The sequence below is a fragment of the Streptomyces sp. NPDC054961 genome, from assembly GCF_053609145.1.
This window is the reverse complement of record NZ_JBSGWY010000050.1, coordinates 14532-41174: the sequence shown is the minus strand read 5'-3', so window position 1 is coordinate 41174 and position 26643 is coordinate 14532. Positions and strand designations below refer to the sequence as shown.

General features: G+C 72.9%; 21 protein-coding genes. 11 read left to right on the top strand and 10 right to left on the bottom strand.

Annotated features, from left to right (window positions below):
- Window positions 1–216: 216 nt before the first annotated feature.
- Both ACWF9Z_RS31795 and ACWF9Z_RS31790 read left to right on the top strand, forming a co-directional pair.
- Window positions 217–1251 (top strand): WxL protein peptidoglycan domain-containing protein, encoded by a 1035-nt coding sequence (locus ACWF9Z_RS31795; RefSeq protein ID WP_453607964.1) that lies wholly within the window; start codon window positions 217–219, stop codon window positions 1249–1251.
- A gap of 62 nt (window positions 1252–1313) precedes the next feature.
- On the top strand, window positions 1314–2639 hold the full coding sequence (locus tag ACWF9Z_RS31790; protein WP_453607962.1) for a hypothetical protein: 1326 nt from the start codon (window positions 1314–1316) through the stop codon (window positions 2637–2639).
- A 75-nt stretch (window positions 2640–2714) separates the two neighbouring features.
- Here ACWF9Z_RS31790 and ACWF9Z_RS31785 read toward each other — a convergent pair whose 3' ends face one another.
- Genes ACWF9Z_RS31785 through iolC form a run of 4 tightly spaced genes read right to left on the bottom strand, consistent with a single transcriptional unit; the run spans window position 2715 to window position 8134 of the window.
- Window positions 2715–4214 (bottom strand): CoA-acylating methylmalonate-semialdehyde dehydrogenase, encoded by a 1500-nt coding sequence (locus ACWF9Z_RS31785; RefSeq protein WP_453607959.1) that lies wholly within the window; start codon window positions 4212–4214, stop codon window positions 2715–2717.
- Between the two features lie 11 nt (window positions 4215–4225).
- Window positions 4226–6124 (bottom strand): 3D-(3,5/4)-trihydroxycyclohexane-1,2-dione acylhydrolase (decyclizing), encoded by a 1899-nt coding sequence (gene iolD, locus ACWF9Z_RS31780; protein ID WP_453607957.1) that lies wholly within the window; start codon window positions 6122–6124, stop codon window positions 4226–4228.
- Window positions 6121–7071: a 5-deoxy-glucuronate isomerase gene (iolB, locus tag ACWF9Z_RS31775; RefSeq protein ID WP_453607999.1), complete on the bottom strand. Its 951-nt coding sequence runs from the start codon at window positions 7069–7071 to the stop codon at window positions 6121–6123. Before iolB ends, iolD begins: the two co-directional genes overlap by 4 nt.
- A 7-nt stretch (window positions 7072–7078) precedes the next feature.
- Complete coding sequence (iolC, locus tag ACWF9Z_RS31770) at window positions 7079–8134, bottom strand: 5-dehydro-2-deoxygluconokinase (RefSeq protein WP_453607955.1); 1056 nt, start codon at window positions 8132–8134, stop codon at window positions 7079–7081.
- 65 nt (window positions 8135–8199) lie between these two features.
- Here iolC and ACWF9Z_RS31765 point away from each other — a divergent pair, with 65 nt between their 5' ends.
- The 3 genes from ACWF9Z_RS31765 (at window position 8200) to ACWF9Z_RS31755 (ending at window position 10776) form a co-directional block, all read left to right on the top strand.
- A complete protein-coding gene (locus ACWF9Z_RS31765) occupies window positions 8200–9114 on the top strand; it encodes a sugar phosphate isomerase/epimerase family protein (RefSeq protein ID WP_453607953.1) in 915 nt (304 codons plus the stop codon).
- A gap of 24 nt (window positions 9115–9138) precedes the next feature.
- The gene (locus tag ACWF9Z_RS31760) at window positions 9139–10155 is read left to right on the top strand and encodes a Gfo/Idh/MocA family protein (RefSeq protein ID WP_453607950.1); all 1017 of its coding nucleotides are present in this window, start codon (window positions 9139–9141) and stop codon (window positions 10153–10155) included.
- Window positions 10156–10575: 420 nt separating this feature from the next.
- On the top strand, window positions 10576–10776 hold the full coding sequence (locus tag ACWF9Z_RS31755; protein ID WP_453607947.1) for a helix-turn-helix transcriptional regulator: 201 nt from the start codon (window positions 10576–10578) through the stop codon (window positions 10774–10776).
- A gap of 79 nt (window positions 10777–10855) precedes the next feature.
- Here the strand turns inward: ACWF9Z_RS31755 and ACWF9Z_RS31750 are convergent, their stop codons facing one another.
- A complete protein-coding gene (locus tag ACWF9Z_RS31750; RefSeq protein ID WP_453607998.1) occupies window positions 10856–12076 on the bottom strand; it encodes a cation:proton antiporter in 1221 nt (406 codons plus the stop codon).
- Window positions 12077–12272: 196 nt separating this feature from the next.
- On the opposite strand from ACWF9Z_RS31750, the gene ACWF9Z_RS31745 reads away from it, so the two are divergent.
- Window positions 12273–12506, top strand: coding sequence for a heavy-metal-associated domain-containing protein (locus ACWF9Z_RS31745; RefSeq protein ID WP_453607944.1), 234 nt, complete (start codon window positions 12273–12275; stop codon window positions 12504–12506).
- Between the two features lie 89 nt (window positions 12507–12595).
- Window positions 12596–14887, top strand: a complete 2292-nt coding sequence (locus ACWF9Z_RS31740; RefSeq protein ID WP_453607941.1) for a heavy metal translocating P-type ATPase — start codon at window positions 12596–12598, stop codon at window positions 14885–14887.
- Window positions 14888–15362: 475 nt separating this feature from the next.
- On the opposite strand, the gene ACWF9Z_RS31735 is transcribed toward ACWF9Z_RS31740, so the two are convergent.
- On the bottom strand, window positions 15363–16652 hold the full coding sequence (locus ACWF9Z_RS31735; RefSeq protein WP_215034358.1) for a citrate synthase: 1290 nt from the start codon (window positions 16650–16652) through the stop codon (window positions 15363–15365).
- A 182-nt stretch (window positions 16653–16834) separates the two neighbouring features.
- The gene (gene recD2, locus ACWF9Z_RS31730) at window positions 16835–19081 is read right to left on the bottom strand and encodes an SF1B family DNA helicase RecD2 (RefSeq protein WP_453607938.1); all 2247 of its coding nucleotides are present in this window, start codon (window positions 19079–19081) and stop codon (window positions 16835–16837) included.
- A gap of 308 nt (window positions 19082–19389) precedes the next feature.
- On the opposite strand from recD2, the gene ACWF9Z_RS31725 reads away from it, so the two are divergent.
- Together ACWF9Z_RS31725 and ACWF9Z_RS31720 are read left to right on the top strand one after the other, a co-directional pair.
- Window positions 19390–19992 carry a DUF937 domain-containing protein gene (locus ACWF9Z_RS31725; RefSeq protein ID WP_453607935.1) on the top strand — a complete coding sequence of 201 codons (603 nt, stop codon included), beginning with the start codon at window positions 19390–19392 and terminating at the stop codon, window positions 19990–19992.
- Window positions 19932–20636, top strand: a complete 705-nt coding sequence (locus ACWF9Z_RS31720) for a GNAT family N-acetyltransferase (RefSeq protein ID WP_453607995.1) — start codon at window positions 19932–19934, stop codon at window positions 20634–20636. Before ACWF9Z_RS31725 ends, ACWF9Z_RS31720 begins: the two co-directional genes overlap by 61 nt.
- Here the strand turns inward: ACWF9Z_RS31720 and ACWF9Z_RS31715 are convergent.
- Window positions 20593–21567, bottom strand: coding sequence for an EamA family transporter (locus tag ACWF9Z_RS31715; RefSeq protein WP_453607932.1), 975 nt, complete (start codon window positions 21565–21567; stop codon window positions 20593–20595). The two genes, ACWF9Z_RS31720 and ACWF9Z_RS31715, sit on opposite strands and share 44 nt — an antisense overlap.
- 82 nt (window positions 21568–21649) lie before the next feature.
- Here ACWF9Z_RS31715 and ACWF9Z_RS31710 point away from each other — a divergent pair, with 82 nt between their 5' ends.
- Together ACWF9Z_RS31710 and ACWF9Z_RS31705 are read left to right on the top strand one after the other, a co-directional pair.
- The gene (locus tag ACWF9Z_RS31710) at window positions 21650–22573 is read left to right on the top strand and encodes a LysR family transcriptional regulator (protein ID WP_453607930.1); all 924 of its coding nucleotides are present in this window, start codon (window positions 21650–21652) and stop codon (window positions 22571–22573) included.
- 48 nt (window positions 22574–22621) lie between these two features.
- Complete coding sequence (locus ACWF9Z_RS31705) at window positions 22622–24532, top strand: glycoside hydrolase family 3 protein (protein WP_453607927.1); 1911 nt, start codon at window positions 22622–22624, stop codon at window positions 24530–24532.
- Window positions 24533–24623: 91 nt separating this feature from the next.
- Here the strand turns inward: ACWF9Z_RS31705 and ACWF9Z_RS31700 are convergent, their stop codons facing one another.
- Window positions 24624–26090: an aminopeptidase gene (locus tag ACWF9Z_RS31700; RefSeq protein WP_453607925.1), complete on the bottom strand. Its 1467-nt coding sequence runs from the start codon at window positions 26088–26090 to the stop codon at window positions 24624–24626.
- A gap of 84 nt (window positions 26091–26174) precedes the next feature.
- Window positions 26175–26543, bottom strand: coding sequence for a hypothetical protein (locus ACWF9Z_RS31695; RefSeq protein ID WP_453607922.1), 369 nt, complete (start codon window positions 26541–26543; stop codon window positions 26175–26177).
- Between the last annotated feature and the right edge of the window lie 100 nt (window positions 26544–26643).

Here is a 26643-nt window from a genome sequence, read left to right as displayed (position 1 = left end):
GCTCTTCGCGGCCGCTCTCGCCTGCGCCGGCGGTTCTCCCGCCGGTGCGGGCGCGGCCCCCCCCCCCCGCCCGGGGGGGGGGCGGGGGCCCCCCCCCCCCCCCCCCACCCTTCGGCGCTTTCCGTCACCCCGCCGTCTCGGTCCCCACCCGTTGCCCCACCCCCGTTGTCCCCACCCGTCACCCCACCCCGTCCGCCGCCGACTGGAGAACCGCCCATGCGCACCCGCACCCGCTCCTCCCTCCACGGTCTGCTCGTCAGCCTCCTCCTGCTGGGTACGGGCCTGCTGCCCGCGGCCACCGCGACGGCCGCGGACAACGGCACCTGGGGCGTCTTCCCGACGCCGCCCGCCGGTGCGGCGATGACCGACCGCGCGTACTTCTTCCACCAGGGCGAGGCCGGCACCACCGTCAACGACAGCGCGACGATCGTGAACTCCTCCGACAAGGAGCTGACGTTCCGGATATTCGCGACCGACGCCGTGAACACCCCGGTGGGCGGCGCCTTCGCACTGCTTCCGGTCGAGACGAAGCCCAAGGACGTGGGCACCTGGGTCGTGCTGCCGCCCGAGACGAACACCACCGTGACCGTGCCGCCCAAGGGCCGCAAGGACGTCCCGTTCTCCGTGAAGGTCCCGGCGGACGCGACGCCCGGCGACCACGTGGGCGGGATCGTCGCCCTCAACACCGAGGTGGAGGGCATCCAGCAGGAGGGCAAGGTCCAGGTCGGGGTGAAGCGCCAGGTCGGCTCCCGGCTCTACTTCCGGGTGCCGGGGCCGGTGACCCCGGGGCTGAGCGTCGAGGACGTGAAGGTCAGCCGGACGGCGCCGCTGCTGCCCTGGGTGAAGGACGCCCACGCGAAGATCTCGTACTCCCTGGTCAACCGCGGCAACGTGGTGGTGGAGCCGAAGGTGACGGTCACCGCCGAGGGCCTGTTCGGCCGCCGGGTGCTGGACCGTCCGGCCCGCGAGCTGAAGCTCGTGCTGCTTCCGGGCCAGCGGATCGAGCTGACCGAGGACTGGGCCGACGCGCCGCAGTCGGACTGGGTCACCGTGGACGTCACCGCCGGCGCCTCCGCCTACCCCGACCTCGTCTCCTCGTCCAGTGCGGACTTCCTCGCCGTGCCGTGGCCCGCGTTCGGCACCCTCCTGGTGCTGGCGGGCGCCGGGATCACCGTCTGGGTGCTGCGCCGGCGCCGCCGGGACGGGGCCGAACAGCCGCACGCGGCGCGGGACTTGGCTGAGGTCCGCTGACCGGCAAGGGTGTCCCCAGGTGACGGCGTCCGGCCGTCGCCCGGTACGGGGAGGCACCACCGATGGCACGACAGCGCGGCGAAGAGGGGCCCGGCCGGGCGGCGCACGGGGAAGACCGGACGGGCCTGCCGGAGGGCCCCGCCGCCCACGGGGTCGGGCTGCTCACCCTCATCGAGCGGACGCTGGGCACCGGGACGGCGGTCTACGTCCCGGGCGATGGCTGGATCCGGCTGACGCTCCCGCTCGACGACGGCGGCCCGGCCCCGGTCACGGTGGACGTGGTCGCGGACACCCGGCGGGCGCCGCACGGGATCGCGTACCTCCTGCCGGGCGGCGGACTGAACTTCCGCGCGAACTTCTTCACCGCGGGCACCGCACCGGCCGCCACCAGCACCCCGGACGGCCCGGACGGCCCGGACGCCACCGACGCCACCGACGGCCCGGCCACCGCCGACACCCCCGCCGGTCCCCCCGCCTCCGCCCCGGAGAGCCTCGCCCACCGCCTGCGCCGCGAGGGCCTGCTCGTCGTCGGCGTCACCCCGCGCGAGGACGCCGCGGCGGCGGCCGACATCGGCCCCGACTGGGGCCTCGCCGCGCACCGCCGGGACCTCCGCGCCGTCGTGGAGGCGCTGGACGGCCTCCTCGGGCTGCCCTACCAGTACGTCGGCCACTCCGCCGGGGGCGCCCTCGCCCTGGACGCGGCCGCGCACGACGCCTCGCCGCGCCTGACCCGGGTGGTGGTGCTGGACACGACCGGGCCCTACTCCGGCGACCGGGCCGCGCGCGCGGCCCGGACCCGGGAGGCGTACGAGGCCCGGCTCGCGCGGGGCGAGTACGCCGCGGACCCGGGCCTGGCGGCCCTGATCGACCGCGCCGTCACCGACCCGGCGGCCCCCTCCCCGGTCCCCTGGCCCCCCGACCCCGGGCTGCGCTTCACCCAGGCCGGACTCGCCCACTTCGCGCTGGTCCGCACCTCCCTGCTGCCCGGCCCCGCGAACTGGATCTACACCGGGGGCCACAGCGCGGGCTCGTACGCCTTCGGAGCGACCCCGGCCGAGGACGCCTTCGCCCTGACGCGCACCTCGCTCGCCACCTGGCACGCGGCCACCGCCGCCCTCGGCAGCGGGCTGATCCCGACCGCCCTCCTGCGGGACCTGGCCGCGGTCTGGGCGGGCGACGGGAAGACGTACGCGATCGACTGGGAGCGGATCGACGCCGAAGTGGTCTGGATCAACGCGGAGCTCGGCCGCGGCGACCACGCGCGCGGCCCCCGCCTGATCCGCGCGGGCGGCAACCAACGGGTCGGCTTCACCGTCGTCCCGGACCACGGCCACGGCGACGTGGTCTGGTCGGCGACCGCCGAGGCGGTCGTCTGGCCGCTGTTCTGACCCCTCAGCGGGCGGAACGGGGCTCGCCCCCCGCGGTGAGGGTTGCGGGGGGCGAGCGGTCCGACGGGGAGTGCGTCAGTGGTTGCGCGGGAAGCCGAGGTCCACGCCGGCCGGGGCGTCCGACGGGTCGGGCCAGCGGGTCGTGACGACCTTGCCCCGGGTGTAGAAGTGGATGCCGTCGTTGCCGTAGATGTGGTGGTCCCCGAAGAGGGAGTCCTTCCAGCCGCCGAAGGAGTGGTAGCCGACCGGCACCGGGATCGGCACGTTGACGCCGACCATGCCCGCCTCGACCTCCAGCTGGAAGCGGCGGGCGGCGCCGCCGTCGCGGGTGAAGATCGCGGTGCCGTTGCCGAACGGCGAGGCGTTGATGAGCGCCAGGCCCTCGTCGTAGGTCTCGGTGCGCAGCACGCACAGCACCGGGCCGAAGATCTCGTCGCGGTAGGCGTCGGAGTCGGTCTTGACGTTGTCGAGCAGCGACAGGCCGATCCAGTGGCCGTTCTCGTTGCCCTCCACCGTGTAGCCGGTACCGTCCAGGACCACGTCCGCGCCCTGGGCGGCGGCGCCCTTCACGTAGGAGGCGACCTTGTCGCGGTGGGCGGCGGTGATCAGCGGGCCCATCTCGGAGGTCGGGTCGTTGCCGGGGCCGATCTTGATCTTCTCGGCGCGCTCGCGGATCTTCTCGACGAGCGTGTCGGCGATGGAGCCCACCGCGACGACGGCCGAGATGGCCATGCAGCGCTCGCCGGCCGAGCCGTAGGCGGCCGAGACCGCCGCGTCGGCGGCCGCGTCCAGGTCGGCGTCCGGCAGCACCAGCATGTGGTTCTTGGCGCCGCCCAGGGCCTGTACGCGCTTGCCGTTGGCGGAGGCGGTGGTGTGGATGTGGCGGGCGATCGGGGTCGAGCCGACGAACGACACGGCCGCGATGTCGGGGTGCGCGAGGAGCGCGTCGACGGCGACCTTGTCGCCGTGCACGACGTTCAGGACGCCCGCCGGCAGACCGGCCTGGCTCGCCAGCTGCGCCAGCAGCGTGGAGGCCGACGGGTCCTTCTCGCTGGGCTTGAGGATGAAGGTGTTACCGCAGGCGACGGCCAGCGGGAACATCCACATCGGCACCATCGCCGGGAAGTTGAACGGGGTGATGCCCGCGACCACGCCGATCGGCTGGCGGATCGAGGAGACGTCCACGCTGCTGGAGACCGACGTCGACAGCTCGCCCTTGAGCTGGACGGTGATCCCGCAGGCCAGCTCGACGATCTCCAGGCCGCGCGCGACCTCGCCCAGCGCGTCCGAGTGGACCTTGCCGTGCTCGGCGGTGATCAGCTCCGCGATCGCGTCGCGGTTGGCGTCCAGCAGGGCGCGGTAGGCGAACAGCACCTTGGTGCGGGCGGCCAGCGAGGACTGGCCCCAGGACAGGAACGCCTCCTTGGCGACCTGTACGGCCGAGTCGACCTCGGCGGCGGACGCGAGGGCGACCTGCGTGGTGACCTCGCCGGTGGCGGGGTCAGTGACCGGGCCGTAGTTGCCCGACGCGCCCTCGACGGTCTTGCCACCGATCCAGTGGTTGACGGTCTTCATGCCTTGCTCCTTCACAGATGACGACGTCGCTGCGCGGCTTGCCGGTCGTACTCTTCGCGGGCCTGGGCCGCCGACGCACGGGTCGCGGTCTCGGCCACAGGAACATCCCACCACGCCTGTGCCGGGGGTGGGCCCGACACAGTGTCGGGTGTTCGGGTCTGTGCGTAGACACATGTGGGGCGGTCCGCCATCCGCGCCTCGGCGAGGGCTTTCCGCAGGTCACCCACGGTGCGGGCGCGGATCACGGCCATTCCGAGCGAGGCCGCGTTGGCCGCCAGGTCCACCGGAAGGGGGTCCCCGGTGTACGAGCCGTCGGGCGCCCGGAAGCGGTACGCGGTCCCGAACCCCTCGCCGCCCACCGCCCCCGACAGGCCGCCGATCGAGGCGTAGCCGTGGTTGTCGAGGATCACCACCTTGACCGGGATCCGCTCCTGCACGGCGGTCACGAGCTCGGTCGGGTTCATCAGGTACGTCCCGTCGCCGACCAGCGCCCACACGGGGCGGCCGGGCGCGGCCAGCCCGACGCCGATCGCGGCCGGGATCTCGTAGCCCATGCAGGAGTAGCCGTACTCCACGTGGTACTGGTCCGGGGACCCGGCCCGCCAGAGCTTGTGCAGGTCCCCGGGGAGCGAGCCGGCCGCGTTGATCAGCACGTCGGTGCCGTCCACGAGGCCGTCGAGCAGGCCGAGCACCTGTGCCTGCGTCGGGACGGCGTCCTCGTCCGGAGCCGCGTAGGCCCGGTCGACCAGCCGTTCCCATCCTTTCTTCCTTTCTTTGTACGCCGCCTCGTACCCGGGGTCCACGCGGTACCCGGCCACCGCGTCCCGGAGGTCGTCCAGGCCCGCACGGGCGTCGCAGACCAGGGGCCGGGCCGCGAGTTTGTGGGCGTCGTACGGGTCGAGGTTGAGTCCGAGGAACCGCACGTCCGGGTGACGGAACAGGGTCGCGGAGGCGGTGGTGAAATCCGTCAGCCTGGTCCCGGCGGCGATCACCAGATCGGCCTCGCGGGCCAGCGCGTCGGCGGTGGCCGTGCCGGTGTGCCCGATCCCGCCCACCTCGGCGGGATGGTCCCAGGCCAGCGACCCCTTGCCCGCATGGGTGGACGCGACCGGGATCCCGGTGTCCCGCGCGAACCGCGCCAGCGCCTCCTGCGCCCCGCTGTGCCGGATCCCGCCGCCGGCGACGACCAGCGGCCGGGCGGAGCCCCGTACGGCCTCGGCGGCGCGCGCGAGCTCCGTGACGTCGGGGCGGGGCCGGCGGACGCCCCACACGCGCTCGGCGAAGAACTCCTCCGGCCAGTCGTACGCCTCGGCCTGGACGTCCTGGGGCAGCGCGAGCGTGACGGCCCCCGTCTGGACGGGGTCGGTGAGGACCCGCATGGCCTGCAGGGCCGCGGGGATCAGGGCCTCGGGGCGGGTGACGCGGTCGAAGTAGCGCGATACCGGGCGCAGGGTGTCGTTGACGGAGACGTCGCCCGCGTACGGGACTTCGAGCTGCTGGAGCACGGGGTCGGCGGGGCGGGTGGCGAAGGTGTCCCCGGGCAGCAGGAGCACGGGGATCCGGTTGACGGTGGCGAGCGCGGCCCCGGTGACGAGGTTGGTGGCCCCCGGCCCGATGGAGGTCGTGACGGCGTGCGCGGACAACCGCCCGCTCTGCCGGGCGTACCCGACGGCGGCGTGCACCATGGCCTGTTCGTTGCGGCCCTGCAGGAAGGGCATCGCCTCCCGGCCGGTCTCCAGCAGCGCCTGTCCGATCCCGGCGACGTTCCCGTGCCCGAAGATCCCCCAGGTGGCGGCGATCAGCCGGTGCCGCCGCCCGTCGCGCTCGGTGTACTGCCGGCTGAGGAACCGGACGAGGGCCTGGGCGACCGTGAGCCGCGTCGGGGTCCGGGCCGCGGTCGAGGGCGTCATGCGGAGTCCTCCGCGCGGTAGAAGGGCAGCCGGGGATCGACGTCCCGGCCGGACCAGGTGGAGCGGATCCAGGCGTGATCGGGGTGATCGCAGATGAGCCACTCCCTGGTCTCGTCGGGCCCCGCCATGACGTTCAGGTAGTACATGTCGTGTCCGGGCGCGGCGATGGACGGACCGTGCCAGCCGTCGGGGATGAGCACGGCGTCCCCGGTCCTCACCTCGGTGAGGATGTCGGTCTTCCCGGCCGGGGACGGGCTGACACGCTGATAGCCGAGTCCGGGCGTCGGCCCGTGGCCTTGGATCTCGTAGTAGTAGATCTCCTCGAGCCGGGATTCCTCGCCGGGCCGGTGCTCGTCGTGCTTGTGGGGCGGGTACGAGGACCAGTTGCCGCCGGGGGTGAGGACCTCGACGGCGATGAGCCGGTCGCAGGCGAAGGCGTCGGCGGCGGCGAAGTTGTTGACCTGCCGCGAGCACGACCCGGCGCCCCGGAGTTCCACCGGGACCTCCCGGGCGGGCCCGTACCGCGCCGGGAGCCTGCGCTCGCACCGCGCCCCGGCGAGCGCGAACCGGCCGCCGGCGACGGAGGTGATCTCGGCGCTGCCGTCGCGGGGGAGGTACGCGAAGTCGGTGACGCCGTCGAACACGGCGGTCCGGCCGCGCAGTTCGAAGACGCGAGGCAGAGGTCCGGGGAGCGGCCCCGGTTCGGGAAGGCGGGGCGGGGTGGGATGGAGCGGGGTGGGATGGGGCGGGGTGGGATGGGGCGGGGTGGGATGGGGCGGGGTGGGATGGGGCGGGGTGGGATGGGGCGGGGTGGGATGGGGCGGGTCCGCGCAGCGGACCACGCAGCCCCCGGACAGCGGGAGCACGATCCACTCCGCGTCCCCGCACGCGTGCGCGTACGACTCCCCCGGCGCGAGGTCCACCACCCGCAGCCGGGTGAGGGCCATCTCCGCCTCAGACACCAGCGGCACGGTCCAGCACCTCCTCCACCTCGCGGGCGAAGGGCATCGCCGTCGAACAGGCCAGCCGCGAGGCCACGATCGCCCCGGCCGCGTTCGCGTAGCGGATCACCCGCTCCAACTCCCATCCGGCGAGCAGCCCGTGGCACAGGGCCCCGCCGAACGCGTCGCCGGCGCCGAGCCCGTTGACCACGGTCACCGGCACGGGCGCGGCCTCCACCACCGTGCCGTCGCGGTGGACCGCGAGCACGCCCAGCGGCCCCCGTTTCACCACCGCCAGCTCCACTCCGGCGGCGAGCAGCGCCCGCGCCGCCGCGTACGGCTCGCTCTCGCCGGTGGCGATCGCGCACTCCTCGGCGTTCCCGACGGCCACCGTCGCGAGCGCGAGGGCCCGCCGGTACCACGGGCCGGGGCCGGACTCCCCGCCGCCGCGGCCCCCGGTCCCGCCGGCGTCACCGGCCCCGTCTCCGTCACCGGCTCCGGCCCCGGCTCCGGCCCCCGCCCCGCCCTCGGAAGGCCACAGCATCGGCCGCCAGTCCAGGTCGAAGACCGTGGTCCCGGCCTTGGCCCGGGCCTCCAGCGCGCCCAGCGTCGCCGTCCGGCTCGGCTCGGCGCTGAGCCCCGTACCCGTCATCCAGAACACCCGGGCGGCCCGCACGGCGTCGAGGTCCACCTCGCCCGCGCCGATCTCCAGGTCCGGGGCCTTCGGATAGCGGTAGAAGTACAGGGGGAAGTGGTCCGGCGGGAAGATCTCGCAGAAGGTGACGGGCGTCGGATAGGCCGCCACCTCCCCGGCCCAGCGGTCGTCCACGCCGAAACGGCGCAGCTCGGACCGGAGGTATCCGCCGAAGGGATCCGCGCCGGTCCGGGTGATCAACGCCGTCCTCCGCCCCAGCCGGGCCGCCGCGACCGCGACGTTGGCCGGGGATCCGCCCAGGAACTTCCCGAAGGTGTCCGCCTCGCCGAGCGGTACGCCCGTGTCCAGGGGGTAGAGATCCACTCCGATCCGTCCCATCGTGATCAGGTCGAACGCCAACGGCCCCGTACTCATCACCACACCATCCTCCCGACCGAGTGCTCCCCGTCCCCCAGAGCGTCGCACTTTAAGGTGGCCGCATGACGTCCTCATCGCCCGCGTTGACCCGTATCCGCATCGGTTCGGCTCCGGACTCCTGGGGGGTCTGGTTCCCGGACGACCCCCGGCAGACTCCGTGGGAGCGGTTCCTCGACGAGGTCGCCGACGCCGGGTACGAGTGGATCGAACTCGGGCCCTACGGATACCTGCCCACCGATCCCGTCCGGCTCGCCGCCGAGATCGCCGGGCGCGGTCTGCAGGTCTCCGCCGGAACCGTCTTCACCGGACTCCATCACGGACCCGCCGTGTGGGAGGACACCTGGGAGCACGTGTCGCGGATCGCGGAGCTCACCCGGGCCGTGGGCGCCGCGCACCTCGTCGTGATCCCGTCCTTCTGGCGCGACGACAAGACGGGCGAGGTGCTGGAGGACCGCACTCTGACGCCCGCCGGCTGGCGCGAACTGACCACGCAGACCGAGCGGCTGGGGCGGCGGGTCCAGGACGAGTTCGGCCTGCGGATCGTGGTCCATCCGCACGCGGACACGCACATCGACACCCCGGCGAACGTGGCCCGGTTCCTCGACGCCACCGATCCCGCGCTGGTCTCGCTCTGCCTCGACACGGGCCACTACGCGTACTGCGGCGGCGACAGCGTCCAGGCCATCGAGACCTTCGCCGAGCGGATCGGTTACCTCCACCTCAAGCAGGTGGACCCGCGGGTCCTCGCCGAAGTCGTCGCGGAGCAGGTGCCCTTCGGGCCGGCCGTGGCCCGCGGGGTGATGTGCGAGCCGCCCTCCGGGGTGCCCGCGCTGGAGCCGGTGCTGGCGGCCGCGCAGCGCCTCGGCGTGGACCTGTTCGCCATCGTGGAGCAGGACATGTATCCGTGCCCGCCCGACCAGCCGCTCCCGATCGCCCGCCGCACCCGCGCCTACCTGCGCTCCTGCGGTACCCGCTGACGAACCCCCCTGGAGGAGACCGACATGACCAGCACGCTCGGCATCGCCGTCATCGGCACCGGGAAGATGGGCTCCGACCACGTCCGCCGCTTCGGGCGGACCGTCGGCGGAGCCCGGGTGGTGGCCGTGGCCGACACGGACGGGGACCGGGCCAAGGAGGTCGCGGCCGCCCTCGAGGGAGTGAGCGCCCACACCGACCCGGCGGCCGCGATAGCCGCACCCGGGGTGGACGCCGTACTGATCGCCTCGCCGGGTCCCGCCCACGAGGAGGCGATCCTGCTCGCGCTGGAACGGCGGTTGCCGGTGCTCTGCGAGAAGCCGCTGACGCCGGATCCGGCGGGCGCGCTGCGGATCATGGAGGCGGAAGCCCGGCTGGGCCGCCGGCTCGTCCAGGTCGGCTTCATGCGGCGCTACGACGCCGAGTACGTGCGGCTCAAGGAGCTGCTCGACGCCGGCGGCATCGGACGGCCGCTCTTCCTGCACTGCCGGCACCGCAACGCCTCCTCGCCGTCCTTCTTCACCAGCGACATGCTGATCAGCGATTCGGTCGTGCACGAGGTGGACGCGGCCCGCTGGCTGCTGGGCCAGGAGATCACCGCGGTGACCGTGCTCTCCCCCACCCCCACCTCCGCCGCCCCCGAGGGGCTGCGCGATCCCCGGCTGGTCCTCCTGGAGACCTCCGGCGGCGCCGTCGTGGACGTGGAGATCTTCGTCAACTGCGGTTTCGGATACCAGGTGCAGTGCGAGGCGGTCGGCGAGGCGGGCAGCGCCCGGATCAGCGAGGGCCACGCGATGGTCGTCCAGTCGGCGGGCCGCTGGGGCGGCGAGATCGACCAGGACTTCACGGTGCGGTTCGCCGACGCCTACGACCGCCAGCTGCGCGGGTGGGTCACCGCGGCCGGCCGGGGCCGGGTGGACGGACCCGACGCGTGGGACGGCTACGCGGCGGCCGCCGTCTCCGAAGCCGGCCTGGCCGCGGCACGCGGCGGCGTACGGACCCCGGTGGAACAGGCGGAGCGCCCGGCCCTCTACGACCGCTGAACCGGGCCGCCGGCCCGTCGCTCAACCCGCCCGCTCAACCCGTCCGCTCAACCCTCCTGCTCAACCCGCCTTCCCGGCGCTCCCGTTCGCCCCCGCCGCTCACCCGCGCCCCTCAACCCCCTTGATCATCAATCCTGCTCACATCCGCCCAGGCCAACCCCTTTGCCTCATGCGGCACATGGGCCACACGTGCGGCATGCGCCGTACGTCCCTATGTGCCGCGTGTGTCACAGGCGTCACCCTTGTGTCACACATGTCCCCATGACGCGGGTTTTCCGTCACAGCCGGTCGACAGACCCTCCCCCGCCTTCACCGTGCGTCGTTCTCCGGGCACAACCCGAGTGATCGTCAGCGTCCACGCGCCGGCTCCCCCGACGGCCTCCCGGCCGGCCCCGCGGCGTGGACAAGGAGGTGTCAGCGATGAGCGACCGGCAGCTGTGGTCGTACAAGGAGATCGCCGCCCACATCCGGGTCCAGCCGGACACCGTGCGCTCCTACCGCAAGCACGGACTGCTGCCCCCGCCCGACCGCGTGGAGGGCGGGAAGCCCTACTGGTACGCCGACACCATCCGCGCCTGGGTGGCCCGGCGCCCCGGCAACCGCGGTCGCCGCGAGGACTGACCGGCGCCGCCGGACCCCGGACGGGACCCTCCGGGGCCCCGTCCGCGACGGGGCCCCACCGCGCCACCCGGACCGGCGCTCACCACGCCTCGTCCCCCTCGCTGATCCGCACCGCGGCCCCCGTCCCGCCCGAACCGGCCCGCAGCCGCAGCCCCACCAGCGGAAAGACCAGCACGGAGACCATCCCCGCCCCCACCAGCGCCGCCGCCTCTCCCGACCCCACCGTGCCGTCCTGCACGCCCAGGGTGGTGATCGCCACCACCAGCGGCAGCGCCGTGGACCCGAACAGCACCAGCGCCGACCGGTCCCGCCGGGCCAGGTCCCGGGGCGCCAGCAGCCAGATGGGCAGCCCGCGCACGAAGAGGAACAGCACGAGGAAGACCGGCAGCAACAGCAGCACCCGCCCGCCGGCGAGCAGCGCGTCGAGGTCGAACTCGATCCCGGTGACCACGAAGAACAGCGGCACCAGGAATCCGAAGCCCACGCCCTCCACCTTGGACAGCACGGTCTCGCTGCTCTCCGGCGCGGTCCCGTGCAGGACCAGCCGGATGATCATCCCTGCGGCGAAGGCGCCGAGCAGCACGTCGAGGCCGAGGACCTCGGCCAGCGCCAGGAACGACACGAGCACCAGAAGCACCAGCCGCACCGCGAACTGCCCGCTGCTGTGCAGGGTGCGGGCGATGACCCGGGAGAACCAGGGCGGCTTGGGCCGCAGCGCCCAGAACACGGCCCCGGCGGTGAGCACCGCGAAGGCGATCAGCAGCGCCGCCGACCGGCCCGGCGCGCGCCCGCTGAGCAGCAGCGCCATCGCGATGATCGGCCCGAACTCGCCGACCGCGCCCATCGCCATCACCACGGTGCCGAACCGGCTCTGGAGGTCCCCCGCGTCCCGCAGGACCGGCAGGATCGTGCCCAGGGCGGTGCTGGTGAGCGCGGTGCCGATGTAGACGCCCTGGTCGAATCCGCCGCCGTCCGCGAGCAGCACCCCGATTCCCAGGCCCAGCGCGAGGGCGATCACCCAGGCCCAGACCGACCGTGTGAGGGTGTCGCCCCTGACCCGGTCGAACTGGATCTCGTAACCGGCCAGGAACATCAGCATCGCGAGACCGAGCTCGCTCAGTACGTCGATGACCTCGCCGGTGTGCGCCCAGCCGAGGACGTCCGGCCCGACCAGGACGCCCAGCGCGATCTCGAAGATCACCAGCGGTACGGGCAGCCAGCGCGAGACCCCGTACGCGAGCAGGGGGGCGAGCACGGCGATCGTCATGATCAGGATGAGGGTGATCCCCGCGTGCGCCATACGCGCCATTTACCTAGGGTTCGTACCACTTGTCCACCGCACACGGCGCGACGGAGGAAGTCGGCGGTCACGGTAAAAGATCCCGGGGATGCTCGCATCGATACCCCCTAGGGGTATAGTCTCGGAGTGTCGGGAGAACAGTGGAGGGATCCACCGGCTCCCGCGGCCCGGATACGCCCTTGAAGAGGAGAACGACATGAGCGCCGACACGGACACCCAGACCACCACCGTCTACCGGGTGACCGGCATGACCTGCGGGCACTGCGAGGGCGCGGTGACCACCGAGCTCTCCGCCCTGGCGGGCGTCAGCTCGGTCAAGGCCGTCGCCACCACCGGCGAGGTCACCGTGGTCTCGGCCGCCCCGCTCGCGGAGGCCGACGTGCGCGCCGCCGTGGACGAGGCCGGCTACGAGCTCGCCGGCCAGGTCTGAGCACTTCCTCTTCGGCAGTACCCCGCCGGGCCGTACCGGCCAGCTCATACTGGTTCCGTACGGCCCGGCCATCCCCCTGGAGCCGGATCATGAGCAGCAGTACCGTGCACGACGGACCCATAGCGACGGCAGCGGGCGCCGCCCCCGCCGAGGTCGAGCTGACCATCGGCGGGATGACCTGCGCATCCTGCGCGGCCCGCATCGAGAAGAAGCTGAACCGGATGGACGGGGTCAGCGCCTCGGTGAACTACGCCACCGAGAAGGCCAAGGTCTCCTACGAGGCGGGCGTCCAGGTCGCCGACCTCATCGCGACCGTGGTCAAGACCGGCTACACCGCCGAGGAGCCCCCGCCTCCGGAACCCGAGCCCGCACCGGAACCCGGTTCCGGAGCAGGGCCGAAAGAGGGACGCGACCCCGAGCTGGCCGCGCTGCGCCAGCGCCTCCTGGTCTCCGCCGCGCTCGCCCTGCCCGTCGTCCTGCTCGCGATGGTCCCGGCCCTGCAGTTCGACAACTGGCAGTGGCTCTCGCTCACCCTCGCCGCCCCCGTCGTCGTCTGGGGCGCCCTTCCCTTCCACCGGGCGGCCTGGACCAACGCCCGGCACGGCGCCGCCACCATGGACACCCTGGTCTCGGTCGGCACCCTGGCCGCGTTCGTCTGGTCCCTGTGGGCCCTGTTCTTCGGGCACGCCGGGATGCCCGGGATGCGGCACGGCTTCGGGTTCACCAGCTCCCGCACGGACGGCTCCTCGGCGATCTACCTCGAGGTGGCCGCCGGAGTCGTCAGCTTCATCCTGCTCGGCCGGTACCTCGAGGCCCGCTCGAAGCGGAAGGCCGGCGCGGCCCTGAAGGCCCTGATGCGGCTCGGCGCCAAAGACGTGGCCGTCCTGCGCGGGGGCACCGAGGTGCGGATCCCCGTCAGCGCGCTCGCCGTGGGCGACCGGTTCGTCGTCCGGCCCGGCGAGAAGATCGCCACCGACGGCACCGTCGTCGAAGGCAGCTCCGCCGTGGACGCCTCCATGCTGACCGGAGAGTCCGTCCCGGTCGAGGTGGCCGTCGGCGACTCCGTCACCGGCGCCACCGTCAACGCGTCGGGCCGCCTGGTCGTCGAGGCCACCCGCGTCGGCTCCGACACCCAGCTCGCCCGGATGGCCAAGCTCGTCGAGGACGCGCAGAACGGCAAGGCCGAGGTGCAGCGCCTCGCCGACCGGATCTCCGGGGTCTTCGTACCGATCGTGCTCGTCCTGGCCCTGGCCACCTGGGTGACCTGGCTGCTGATCACCGACGACCCGACGGCCGCCTTCACCGCCGCCGTGGCCGTCCTGATCATCGCCTGCCCCTGCGCCCTGGGCCTGGCCACCCCGACCGCGCTGATGGTCGGGACCGGGCGGGGCGCCCAGCTCGGGATCCTGATCAAGGGGCCCGAGGTCCTGGAGTCCACCCGCCGCGTCGACACCGTCGTCCTGGACAAGACCGGCACCGTCACCACCGGCCGGATGACCCTGTCCGGCGTGCACCCCGCCGAAGGTGTGGAGGAGGGCGAACTGCTGCGCCTGGCCGGTTCCCTGGAGCACGCCTCCGAGCACCCGATCGCCCGCGCCATCGCCACGGGCGCCGCCGAACGGGCCGGACGGCTGCCCGTCCCGGAAGGCTTCGAGAACGTCGCCGGACTGGGCGTGCAGGGCGTGGTCGACGGACACGCCGTCCTGGTGGGCCGGGAGAAGCTGCTGGCCGACTGGTCGATCGTCCTGCCCGCCGCCCTCGCCGAGGCCAAGGCCACCGCCGAGGCCGCGGGCGCCACCGCCGTCCTGGTGGCCTGGGACGGGGAGGCCCGCGGCGTGCTGACCGTGGCCGACGCCGTCAAGGAGACCAGCGCCGAGGCCGTCTCGCGCCTGCGGGCCCTGGGGCTCACCCCCGTCCTGCTGACCGGCGACAACTGGGCCGTCGCCGAGACCGTGGCCCGCGAGGTGGGCATCGACGAGGTCATCGCCGAGGTCCTCCCGCAGGACAAGGTGGATGTCGTACGGCGGCTGCAGGCCGAGGGCCGGACGGTCGCCATGGTCGGCGACGGGGTCAACGACGCGGCCGCGCTCGCCCAGGCCGACCTGGGCCTGGCCATGGGCACCGGCACCGACGCGGCGATCGAGGCGAGCGATCTCACCCTCGTACGGGGCGACTTGCGGGTGGCGGCGGACGCGATCCGGCTCTCCCGCCGGACCCTGGCCACCATCAAGGGCAACCTGTTCTGGGCCTTCGGCTACAACGTGGCGGCGCTGCCGCTCGCGGCCGCGGGCCTGCTCAACCCCATGATCGCGGGCGCCGCGATGGCCTTCTCCTCGGTCTTCGTGGTGACCAACAGCCTGCGGCTGCGCTCCTTCCGCTAGTGACCGGCCTTCGCGTCTCGCACACAGTTCCTTCACGCGAGACGCAGATCACAGCGACCGCAACGTAACCATCGGGCAGGCCCGTGGGTCTAATGGGGCGATGCCAGGAACGTCTTGGGGGCGTTCGCGGGGGTCTTGGGGGACTTCCGTGGCATTGGCCGGCCGGGACGCGTGCCCCAGGGAAGCCTTGAGCGGCCCTCCCGACCCGTACGGGTCCCGGCACACCCAACCGGAGCGCGCCCGCGCGCTCCACGCGAACACCCGGTCCGGGTCCCGTGGGGGGAATCCGTTCCGGGGTATGGAAAGCGCCCCGACCTTCGACCCGTGGGGGGATCGATGGCGGGGCGCTTTTCCTGTATCCACAGGCAGTGCGGTCCTACGCGTGCTTCGGCACTGCGGTCGTGCGGGTACCGCGGTCGTGCGGGTACTGCGCTCCGAGTCTCGGGTCAGCGGATCCCGGAGGTGCGGGCCTGCTTCAGCGGGCCTCGACCGGGACGAAGTCGCGCAGGACCTCGCCGGTGTAGATCTGGCGCGGGCGGCCGATGCGGGAGCCGGGCTCCTTGATCATCTCGTGCCACTGGGCGATCCAGCCGGGAAGGCGGCCGATCGCGAAGAGCACGGTGAACATCTCGGTCGGGAAGCCCATGGCCCGGTAGATCAGGCCGGTGTAGAAGTCGACGTTCGGGTAGAGGTTGCGCTCGACGAAGTAGTCGTCGGCCAGCGCGTGCTCTTCCAGCTTCAGGGCGATGTCGAGGAGCTCGTCGTCCTTGCCGAGCGCCGAGAGGACATCGTGCGCCGCCGCCTTGATGATCTTCGCCCGGGGGTCGAAGCTCTTGTAGACGCGGTGTCCGAAGCCCATGAGGCGGACGCCGTCTTCCTTGTTCTTCACCTTGCGGATGAAGGCGTCGACGTCGCCGCCGTCGTTCTTGATGCCCTCGAGCATCTCCAGAACGGACTGGTTGGCGCCACCGTGCAGCGGACCCCACAGGGCCGAGATGCCGGCGGAGATCGAGGCGAACATGTTCGCCTGCGAGGAGCCGACCAGCCGGACGGTGGAGGTCGAGCAGTTCTGCTCGTGGTCCGCGTGCAGGATCAGCAGCTTGTCGAGGGCCGCGACCACGACCGGGTCCAGGTCGTACTCCTGGGCCGGCACGGAGAAGGTCATGCGCAGGAAGTTCTCGACGTAGCCGAGGTCGTTGCGCGGGTAGACCACCGGGTGGCCGACCGACTTCTTGTACGCGTACGCCGCGATCGTCGGAAGCTTGGCGAGCAGCCGGATCGTCGAGAGGTTGCGCTGCTTCTCGTCGAAGGGGTTGTGGCTGTCCTGGTAGAACGTCGACAGCGCGCTGACCACGGAGGACAGCATCGCCATCGGGTGGGCGTCGCGCGGGAAGCCGTCGTAGAACCGCTTGACGTCCTCGTGCAGCAGCGTGTGCTGGGTGATCTCGTTGCTGAACGTCGCGAGCTGGTCGACGGTCGGCAGCTCCCCGTTGATCAGCAGGTAGGCGACCTCGATGAAGGTCGAGCGCTCGGCAAGCTGCTCGATCGGGTATCCGCGGTAGCGCAGGATGCCCTGCTCACCGTCGAGGTAAGTAATGGCGGACTTATAGGCGGCGGTGTTTCCGTAGCCGCTGTCCAGGGTGACCAGCCCGGTCTGAGCCCTCAGCTTCGCGATGTCGAAGCCCTGGTCACCGACGGTGCTCTCGACCACCGGGTAGGTGTATTCACCGTCCGCGTACCGCAGTACTACAGAGTTGTCGCTCACGTCATCCCTCACCGACGTAGTGCCTCTTCTTCGAGGTGCCCTGACTGCCTCTACCTTCCCCCATTTGGCACAGGTGAGTGCACTCGGGGTCGGGGTTTGGTGTTTTTGACGGCACTGAGTGCCTTCAAGCTGCTCATCCTGCCTCGTCCCACCGGCGGCGGATAGCCCAAATGATCGATCATTTAGGTGATGTTTCCCACCGGTATGCGTCCCGAGAGCCGAGGAGCCACGGCCGTGTACCTCCTGCCTGCGGAAACGGTACGCACCGCCTGCGCGAGGGCCTTGCGGGACCCGACGAGGACGACCAGTTTCTTCGCCCTGGTTACCGCCGTGTAGAGCAGATTTCGCTGGAGCATCATCCAAGCCCCGGTGGTGACGGGGATCACGACCGCCGGGTACTCACTCCCCTGGGAGCGGTGGATGGTGACGGCGTACGCGTGGGCCAGCTCGTCGAGCTCGGCGAACTCGTAGGCGACTTCCTCGTCTTCGTCCGTGCGCACCGTCAGGCGCTGTTCGTCGAGGTCGAGGCCGGTGACGACGCCGACGGTGCCGTTGAAGACGCCGTTGGCGCCCTTTTCGTAGTTGTTGCGGATCTGGGTGACCTTGTCACCCACGCGGAAGACCCGGCCGCCGAACCGCTTCTCCGGCAGGTCGGGCCGGGCGGGGGTGACGGCCTGCTGGAGCAGTCCGTTGAGATGTCCGGCGCCGGCCGGGCCCCGGTGCATGGGCGCGAGGACCTGGACGTCACGGCGCGGGTCGAGCCCGAATCTGGCTGGAATGCGCCGTGCGGCGACGTCGACGGCGAGCTTCCCCGCCTCCTCGGTGTCCTCCTCGGGAAAGAGGAAGAAGTCGGGCAGACCGTCCGTGACCGGTGGCAGGCCGGTGTTGATCCGGTGGGCGTTGGTGACCACGCCGGACTGCTGGGCCTGCCGGAAGATCGTGGTCAGCCGGACGGCGGGGACCGGACCGCCCTCGGCGAGCAGGTCGCGCAGCACCTCGCCGGCCCCGACCGAGGGCAGCTGGTCCACGTCCCCGACGAGCAGCAGGTGGGCACCCGGCGCCACGGCCTTGACCAGCTTGTTCGCCAGCAGCAGGTCGAGCATCGAGGCCTCGTCCACGACGACCAGGTCGGCGTCGAGCGGCCGCTCCCGGTCGTACGCGGCGTCCCCGCCCGGTTTCAGCTCCAGCAGCCGGTGGACCGTGGAGGCCTCGGCCCCGGTGAGCTCGGCCAGCCGCTTCGCCGCCCGGCCGGTGGGGGCGGCGAGCACGACCTTGGCCTTCTTGGCGCGGGCCAGTTCCACGATCGAGCGGACGGTGAAGGACTTGCCGCAGCCCGGACCGCCGGTGAGGACCGCGACCCGGCGGGTGAGGGCGAGGCGGACCGCGTCCCGCTGCCCGGGGGCCAGCTTGGCTCCGGTCCGGCCCGCGAGCCAGCCCAGGGCCTTCTCCCAGTCCACGTCCCGGAAGGCCGGCATCCGGTCTTCCTCGGCGTTCAGGAGCCGGCGCACCTGCCCGACCAGGGACAGCTCGGCGCGGTGGAAGGGCACCAGGTACACGGCGGTCAGCGGATCCGGCCCGCCCTGGGGATCCGGCACGGACTCCCGTACGACCCCCTCCGGATCGGCGGCGAGCTCGCCCAGGCAGTCGATGACCAGCCCGGTGTCCACCTGGAGCAGCTTGACCCCGTCGGCGATGAGCCGGTCCTCGGGCAGGAAGCAGTGCCCCTGGTCGGTGGACTGGGACAGCGCGTACTGCAGGCCGGCCTTGACCCGTTCGGGGCTGTCGTGCGGGATACCGACGGACTGCGCGATGCGGTCGGCGGTGAGGAAGCCGATGCCCCAGACGTCGGCGGCGAGCCGGTAGGGCTGGTTCTTCACCACGGAGATGGAGGCGTCGGCGTACTTCTTGTAGATGCGCACCGCGATGGAGGTGGAGACGCCGACTCCCTGGAGGAAGACCATGACCTCCTTGATGGCCTTCTGCTCCTCCCAGGCGGCGCCGATCATCTTGGTCCGCTTGGGGCCGAGGCCGGGCACCTCGATCAGCCTCTTCGGCTGCTCCTCGATGACGTCGAGGGTGTCGGTCCCGAAGTGCTCCACGATCCGGTCGGCGATCTTGGGGCCGATGCCCTTGATCAGGCCGGAGCCGAGGTAGCGCCGGATGCCCTGGATGGTCGCGGGCAGGAGCGTGGAGTAGTTCTCGACGGTGAACTGCTTGCCGTACTGGGGGTGGGAGCCCCAACGGCCCTCCATGCGCAGCGATTCACCCGGCTGGGCCCCGAGGAGCGATCCGACCACCGTGAGCAGGTCGCCGGCGCCGCGGCCGGTATCCACCCGGGCGACCGTGTATCCGCTTTCCTCATTGGCGTAGGTGATGCGCTCGAGCACCCCCTCGACCACTGCCAGTTGCACCGTCACGTTGGTAGTCATGCCACGAAACTACCGCCCGGCGCCGACAGCCCGCCGGTCCTGTGGACAACCCCGCCGTGCCCTGTGCGACGTTCCGGAAGAACGAAAGGGGGTCCGGCCTTCCGGCCGGACCCCCTCACGGTTACCCCTCCCCCGTCGGACTTCCCGATCCCCCCAGATCCCTCCCCGGAAGCGCCGACGCACCCTATGACCCGCCACCCCCTCCCGTGGTTGCACGGCGATTCACACCTTTGCTTCTCCATTACCGAAGGGTGATCCGGGCGCGACCCGACGTGCCGGTGAATCACCGCAGAAGTAGCGTTTCGGGCATGAGCGAACCTTCCTTCCAGGACGACGTGATCCACGAGCTCGGCGACGAACGGCTGACCGAGATCGCCGGTCTCCTCGGCACCGACGCGAACGGAGCCCGCGAGACCGTCGCGACCACCGTCGGCGCGATGACCGGCGACCTCCAGGCGAAGGCCGCGACCGATGACGACGACGGCCACGAGGTCCGCCAGGCGCTCGCCGAGGTGACCGAGGCCCCGCCACAGGGCGTGGCCACCCTCGGCGGCGGCCTGGGCGGCATGCTCAGCGGCGGAATGATGGCCGGGGTGCTGGCCAAGGTGAGCAGGCCCGTGGCCAACGCCGTCTCGAAGAAGACCGGCATCCCGGCGCCCACCATCAGCCGTGTGATCGACATGCTGATCCCCGTGGTGCTGGCCGTCTTCGCCAAGCGCGCGGCCGGGAAGGCCGGGGGCGCGGGCACCGCGGGGCCGGCCGCCGGCGCGGACTCCCCGATCCCCTCCCCCGGCGCCGTACCGGGCGCGGCGGGCGGTGCGGGCGCGGCCGGCGCGGCCCCGGGCGGTCCATCGGCCGGCGGCGGCCTCGGCGACCTGCTGGGCCAGATCCTCGGCGGCGCCAAGAAGTAGCGCGAGGCGGCAGCGCTCCGGCGCGTCCCTCGCGCGGCGCGATTCACCCGTGCGGCGGAACGCGGGGCCGGGAGGACCGGCGGTCCCCCCGCCCCGCCGCCCCGCTATCCTCGGTCGCCATGGAGCCCCGAGGTGACACCGCCCCCGGACGCGTGAGGCTGCGGGAACCGGAGCCCGGCGAGCTGGGCTGGATCGTGCAGCGGCACGGCGCCCTCTACAGCGCCGAATACGGCTGGAACGCCGAGTTCGAGGGCCTGGTGGCCCGGATCGTCGCCGACTTCGCCCTGGACCACGACCCCCACCTGGAGCGGGTCTGGATCGCGGAGCTGGACGGCCTCCCGGTCGGCTCGGTGATGTGCGTGCGCGAGGACGGCGCCCCCGGCACGGCCCGGCTGCGGCTGCTCCTGGTGGACCCGGCGGGCCGCGGCCACGGAATCGGCGCGCGGCTCGTCGCCGCGGTCATCGCCTTCGCCCGCTCGGCCGGCTACCGCGAGCTGGTCCTGTGGACCAACGACGTGCTGACCTCGGCCCGTTCCCTGTACCAGCACGCCGGCTTCACCCTGGTCTCCGAGCACCCGCACCGGTCGTACGGGGTCACCCTCACGGGGCAGGACTGGCGGCTGCCCCTACGGGAGAACCTGTAGCGAGCGGGACGGCGACCGGGACCGGGACCGGGACCGGGTCCGGGTCCGGGTCCGGACCCGCCGTACGGGACGCCGCGCGCCCCGGGGCCAGCGAGGTCAGCGATACCCCGCCGACGAGCAGGGCCGCGGCCACCCAGCGCAGCCCCGAGACGCCCTCCCCGAGGACCAGCGCGGCCGAGGACATCCCGAAGACCGGCACGAGCAGGGAGAACGGCGCGACGGAGGAGGCCGGGTAGCGGCGCAGCAGGTATCCCCAGGCCCCGAAGCCGAAGACGGTGGACACCCAGGCGACGTACCCGATCACCGCGGCCCCCGACCAGTCGAGGGCGCCCAGCGCGGCGAGGTCCCGCTCGGGGCCCTCGATCAGCAGCGAGAGCGCGAACAGCGGCAGCACCGGGACCGCGCACACCCAGACCATGAAGTTGAGCGCGTCGGGCGGCGCGGCCTTGCGGGTCAGGACGTTGGAGACGCCCCAGCAGGCGGCGGCCGCGACGACCAGGACGAAGCCGAGCACCGGTCCGGAGGTGCCCCCGTCCACCGCGGCCACGGCGATCCCGGCGAGCGCGACGCCCATGCCCGCGATCCGTACCCGGCCGGGGCGTTCGCGCAGCACGACGGCGGCGATCACGGCGGTGAAGACGGCCTGGATCTGCAGGACGAGCGAGGAGAGCCCGGCCGGCATCCCGTGCGCCATTCCCGTGAAGAGCAGCCCGAACTTGGCGACGCCGAGGGCGATCCCGACGCCGGCGATCCACTTCCAGGCGACCTTGGGCGGCCCCACGAAGAAGATCGCCGGCACGGCGGCGACGAGGAAGCGCAGGGCGGACAGGAGCAGCGGCGGGAAGTGGCCGAGGCCGATCTCGATGACGACGAAGTTGAATCCCCAGACGGCGGCGACGAATACGGCGAGTGCGGTGTGTACGGGACGCATGCCTCGAGCATCGACCGGAGGACCATTTAGCACCAGCGCGGATCCCTTCCGGGTTGGATGAAGCAGCGCTTACGCTTGGGGCATGCTCGACCTCGCCCGGCTCCGCGCCCTGCACGCCGTCTCCGTCCACGGTTCGGTCGCGGGCGCGGCGGCCGCCCTCGGATACACCCCCTCCGCCGTCTCGCAGCAGATCGCCAAGCTGGAGCGGGAGACCCGCACCACGCTGCTGGAACGGCGCGGGCGCGGCGTCGCGCTCACCGAGGAGGCCCGCCATCTGGCGGAGACCGCGCAGCAGCTGCTGGCCATCGTGGAGCGCGCCGAGACCACCCTGGAGGAGCGGCGCGGACAGCCGAGCGGGCTGCTGACCGTCTCCGCCTTCGCCTCGGCCGCGCGCGGGCTCCTGCCGGGGGTACTGGCCGACCTGGCCGCCCGGCACCCCGCCCTGGAGGTACGGCTGACGGAGGTGGATCCCCACCTCTCGGTGGACCTGGTGGCCCGGGGCGTCACCGATCTGGCGGTCGCGCACGACTGGGACATCGCCCCGCTGCCCACCCCCGAGGGGGTGGAGCAGGCGGTGATCGGGGACGACCCCTGCGATCTCGTGGTCCCCGCCGGGCATCCGTTCACGACCCGCGCCGTCATCCGCCGGGCCGATCTGGGCGGCCTGCGGTGGGTGTGCCAGCCGCCCGGCCGGGTCTGCCACGACTGGCTGGTGCGCACCCTGCGCGCGGTCGGCTCCGAGCCCGACATCGTGCACGTCGCCGAGGAGAACCACACGATCGTCGCGCTGGTCGCGGCCGGTCTCGGGGTGGCCGTCGTACCGCGTCTGGGCACGGGGACCCTGCCGCCGGGAGCGGTGGCCGTGCCGCTCGAACCGGCCCCCGTACGGCGGCTGTACGCCCTGTGGCGGACCGGGGCGGCCCGCCGCCCCGCGATCACCGAGGCCGTGCGGACCGTGCAGGAGCACTGGGCCGCGCCCCGGGCGGCCCCCGTCCGGGGGACCTGACGAGTGTCCGTCGCCCTGAAGGCGTAGCCCGGCAGTAGCGTCCGGCGCGTGCCGTACCACGCCTCCCGCCGGTCCCTGCTCGCCGCGGCCGCCATGGCCGCCGTCGCCGCCGCGGGGGCCACCTCCGCCGCCCTGGTGGCCTCCCGCTCCCCCGGCGGACCGGCCCCGCGAGGCCCTGCGCCCGACGACCACCGGCCGGGCGGCCCGCGGCCCGGCGACGGGGGCGCGGCCCCTGCGGACCGGGCCGGGCTGCGCGACGTCGCGGCCCGGATGAGCCTGGCCGAACTGGTCGGACAGCTCTTCGTCTCGCGGGCGTACGGGCATTCGGCGACGGATCCCGACGCTGCCGACGCCGAGCGGAACCTGGCGCTGTTCGGCGTGCGCACCGCCGCCGAGCTGGTCTCCCGCTACCACCTCGGCGGGATCGTCTACTTCGGCTGGGCGCACAACACCCGTACCCCGCACCAGATCGCCGAGCTGTCGGCGGGCCTCCAGCGGGCGGCCGCGGCCTCCGGCGCGGGCGTCCCCCTGCTCCTGTCCATCGACCAGGAGCACGGCGCCGTCGCCCGCGTCGGGAAGCCCGCGACGCTCCTCCCGGGGGCGATGGCCCTGGGGGCCGCGGCGCTGGGGGCCGGCGGGTCCACCGCGGAGGCCCGCCGGGCCGCGCGGATCGCGGGCACCGAGCTGGCGGCGATGGGCATCCGCCACGACTACGCGCCGGTGGCCGACGTGAACGTGGACCCCGCCAACCCGGTCATCGGCGTACGGTCCTTCGGCGCCGACCCGCACGCCGTGGCGGCCCTGGTCGCCGCCCAGGTCCGCGGGTACCAGGGCGCGGGGGTGGCCGCCACCGCGAAGCACTTCCCGGGACACGGGGACACCGGGACGGACAGCCACGTCGGGCTGCCGCTGATGCGGCACACCCGCGCGCAGTGGGAGGAGCTGGACGAGCCTCCGTTCCGGGCGGCCGTGCGGGCGGGCGTGGACGTCGTGATGACGGCGCACATCGTCTTCCCGGCGCTCGACCCCTCGGGGGATCCGGCGACCCTCTCCCGGCCCATCGTCACGGGCATCCTGCGCGAACGGCTGGGCTTCCGGGGGGTGGTCGTCACCGACGCCCTCGACATGGCCGGGGTGCGCCAGAAGTACGGGGACGACCGGATCCCGGTCCTGGCCCTGAAGGCCGGCTGCGACCAGCTGCTGAACCCGCCGGACCTGGGGCTCGCGCACCGCAGCGTGCTGGCGGCCGTGGACTCGGGCGAGCTGACGCGCGCCCGGATCGAGGAGTCGGTGCTGCGGATCCTGGAACTGAAGGCCCGCAGGGGCCTGTTCGACGCGGCGGGCACGGCGGGCACGGCGGGCACCCCGGCCGGCACCCCCAGCACGGTCGCCGGGGCGGTGGACGCGGCCGTCGGGATCCCGGCCCACCTCGCCGCCGCCGACGAGATCGCGGCCCGTACGACGACCCTGCTGGCCAATCCGGTGAATCTGCTGCCGGTGGACCCGTCGTCCCGGCCGCTGCTCCTGGTCACCGGGACCGACCCGGTCTCCCCCACCGGTACGACGGGACCCCCCACGGCGGTACTGGCGCGGGAGCTGTCGGCGCTGGGCTGCCGGGCCACGGCGCTGCCGCCGGCCCGCGCGGCGGCGGCCGCCCCCGGCCACGCCGCCGTGCTCGTGTGCACGTACAACGTCCCGGAGGGCGAGAGCCCGCAGCGCGACCTGGTCGAGGAACTGCTGGCCACCGGGGTGCCGGTGGTCCTGGTGGCGATCCGCAACCCGTACGACCCGGCCCGGCTGCCGCGGTGCGCGGCCGAACTGGCGACGTACACCTGGACGGACGTGGAGATGCGGGCGGCGGCCCGGGTGGTCACCGGGGCCGTACGGCCCACCGGGCGGCTCCCGGTCCCGGTGCCGGGCCGCTACCCGCTGGGCCACGGGCTGGCGTACGCGCCGTAGTACCGCACGGCGTACGCCTCCCGTGGCCCCGGGCCTCCTCAGGAGCTACCGGAGAGCCGCTACCAGAGAGCTGCCTGGGCGCTCCGCGCCCCTACGGCCGCAGCATCGGCTCGCGCTCCAGGTCCCGCTGGTCGAGCTGCGCGTCCGGCGCGGCCAGCGGCGCGGCCGCCGCCGGACCGGTGAGCGCGGCGGCCGGGGCCACCCCTGCCCACTGCAGGATCTTCGCGGTGGCCAGGGTCTTCTCGCTCTCCATGAGCTTGGAGACGCTGGCGCCGTGGTTGGCGCCCGGCGCGATCATCACGTAGCTGTCGTGGACCCCGTACCCGAGGTGGAACGGTTCCGCACCCCACGGGTCGTTCTGTCCGTAGACGAAGAGCATCTGGTTCGCGTTCTTCTTGACCCAGTCGTCCACGTCCCGCATCGCCGCCGGCTGGAAGGTCATCGGGATGTCGCGGGGCACGAAATTGCGCGGCGGCTGGTAGCCGTAGCGGCTCAGGCCGCCCAGGTGGGCCTGCTTGATGTCGGGCGAACCGAGCTGCGTGCCCGCCTGGTAGTAGTACGGCGTGTACGTCTCCAGCCCCTGGTCGGCGTAGGCCGAGAAGCCGGAGATCGCGTCGACCGTGTCCCAGATCTCCTGGTCGGTCGCGGTCGCGGCGACCGGGATGGAGGCGCAGTCGGCGAGCAGGCTGTACTGCCAGAAGGCCCACACGTAGTCGAGCACGACGGCCTCGTAGGCCTTGTCGAGGTCGCCGACGGTGGTGAAGGTCCAGCCGGCCTCGGCGGCGGCCGTCGCGTACTTGGCCTCGAGCGGGACGCGGCGTACGAGCGCCTCGCGCTGCACCGCGTTCAGCTTGTCGCGGCACTCCTTGGTGCCGACCTTGGCGAAGAACCGGTCGTAGGCCGAGTCCTCCTTGTTGACCACGTCGTTGGGCGCGACGTAGGCGACGACACCGTCCATGTCACGCGGGTAGAAGCGCTCGTAGTACGTGGCGGTCATGCCGCCCTTGCTGCCGCCCGTGGCCAGCCAGTTCTTCGTGTAGACCTTCTTCAGGGCGGTGAAGATCCGGTGCTGGTCGCTGGCGGCCTGCCAGATGTCGAGGTTCGCCCAGTTGGCCGGATCGGGCCGGGAGGGGGTGAAGAATCGATACTCCAGCGACACCTGGTTGCCGTCGACGATGGTCGTCGGCTCACTGCGGCGCGGGGCGGTGTTGACGTTGTAGCCGGAGGTGAAGAACACCGTGGGCCGCGAGACGTCCTTGTGCAGCAGGGTCAGGCGCTGCTTGAAGGTGCCCTTCCACGGCGCGCGGTGGTCGACCGGCTGCTCGTAGTTCAGTACGAAGAAGCGGTAGCCGGGGTACGGCTTCTCCTCGATCAGGGTCATCCCCGGGATGGCGAGGATCTGGTCCTTGATGTCCGCGGCCGTGGCAGCGGTGGCGGCGGTGGCATCCGTGGCGGCGGCCGGCTCCGCGGCGGTGGCCGCTTGTGCCGTGAAGCCGGCCGCGCCCATGGTGCCGATGAGCACCACGAGCGACAGCAGCCATCCGAGCGTCTTGCGCATTCACCCTCCCCTTGAGTTCACTTCGGTCGCCGTGAACCTAGCCGGGTCAACGCACGGCTGACCAGACCCTGTTGGGACGCACCGTCAGCACAGGATCCAGCCGGAATCGACAGATCCGGCCCCCACGCTCCCCTTCACGTACACGCAGCGGTGGATCGTGTGGACGCTGACGGGCCCGGCGTACCGGGTGAATCGGCCCGCGGTGCGGACCGGGTGGCCACCGCGCGGCTGGATGCTCACCGACATCGGGCGGCGCGCGCCCGGTGCGCGGGCGACCGCCAGCGCGCAGGCCCGGTCACGGGTCTTGTACACGCGTACCTCGCCCGTCGGGAACGGCAGCGTCCGCACCAGGTCCCCCGCGCACCCGCCGGTCGCCGCCTGCGCCGGCGCCGCCGCGAGCAGCGCACCCGGACGGACGGCCCACCGGCCGCGCCGGCTCCACGACTCGAACACCCTGCCTCCATCGGTCGTACGTGCCCCCGTACGTACGCACGTACGACGCCCGATTCCTCCGAAAGGTTGCGGCGGACAAGGATTCAGCCCGCCGGGCTCA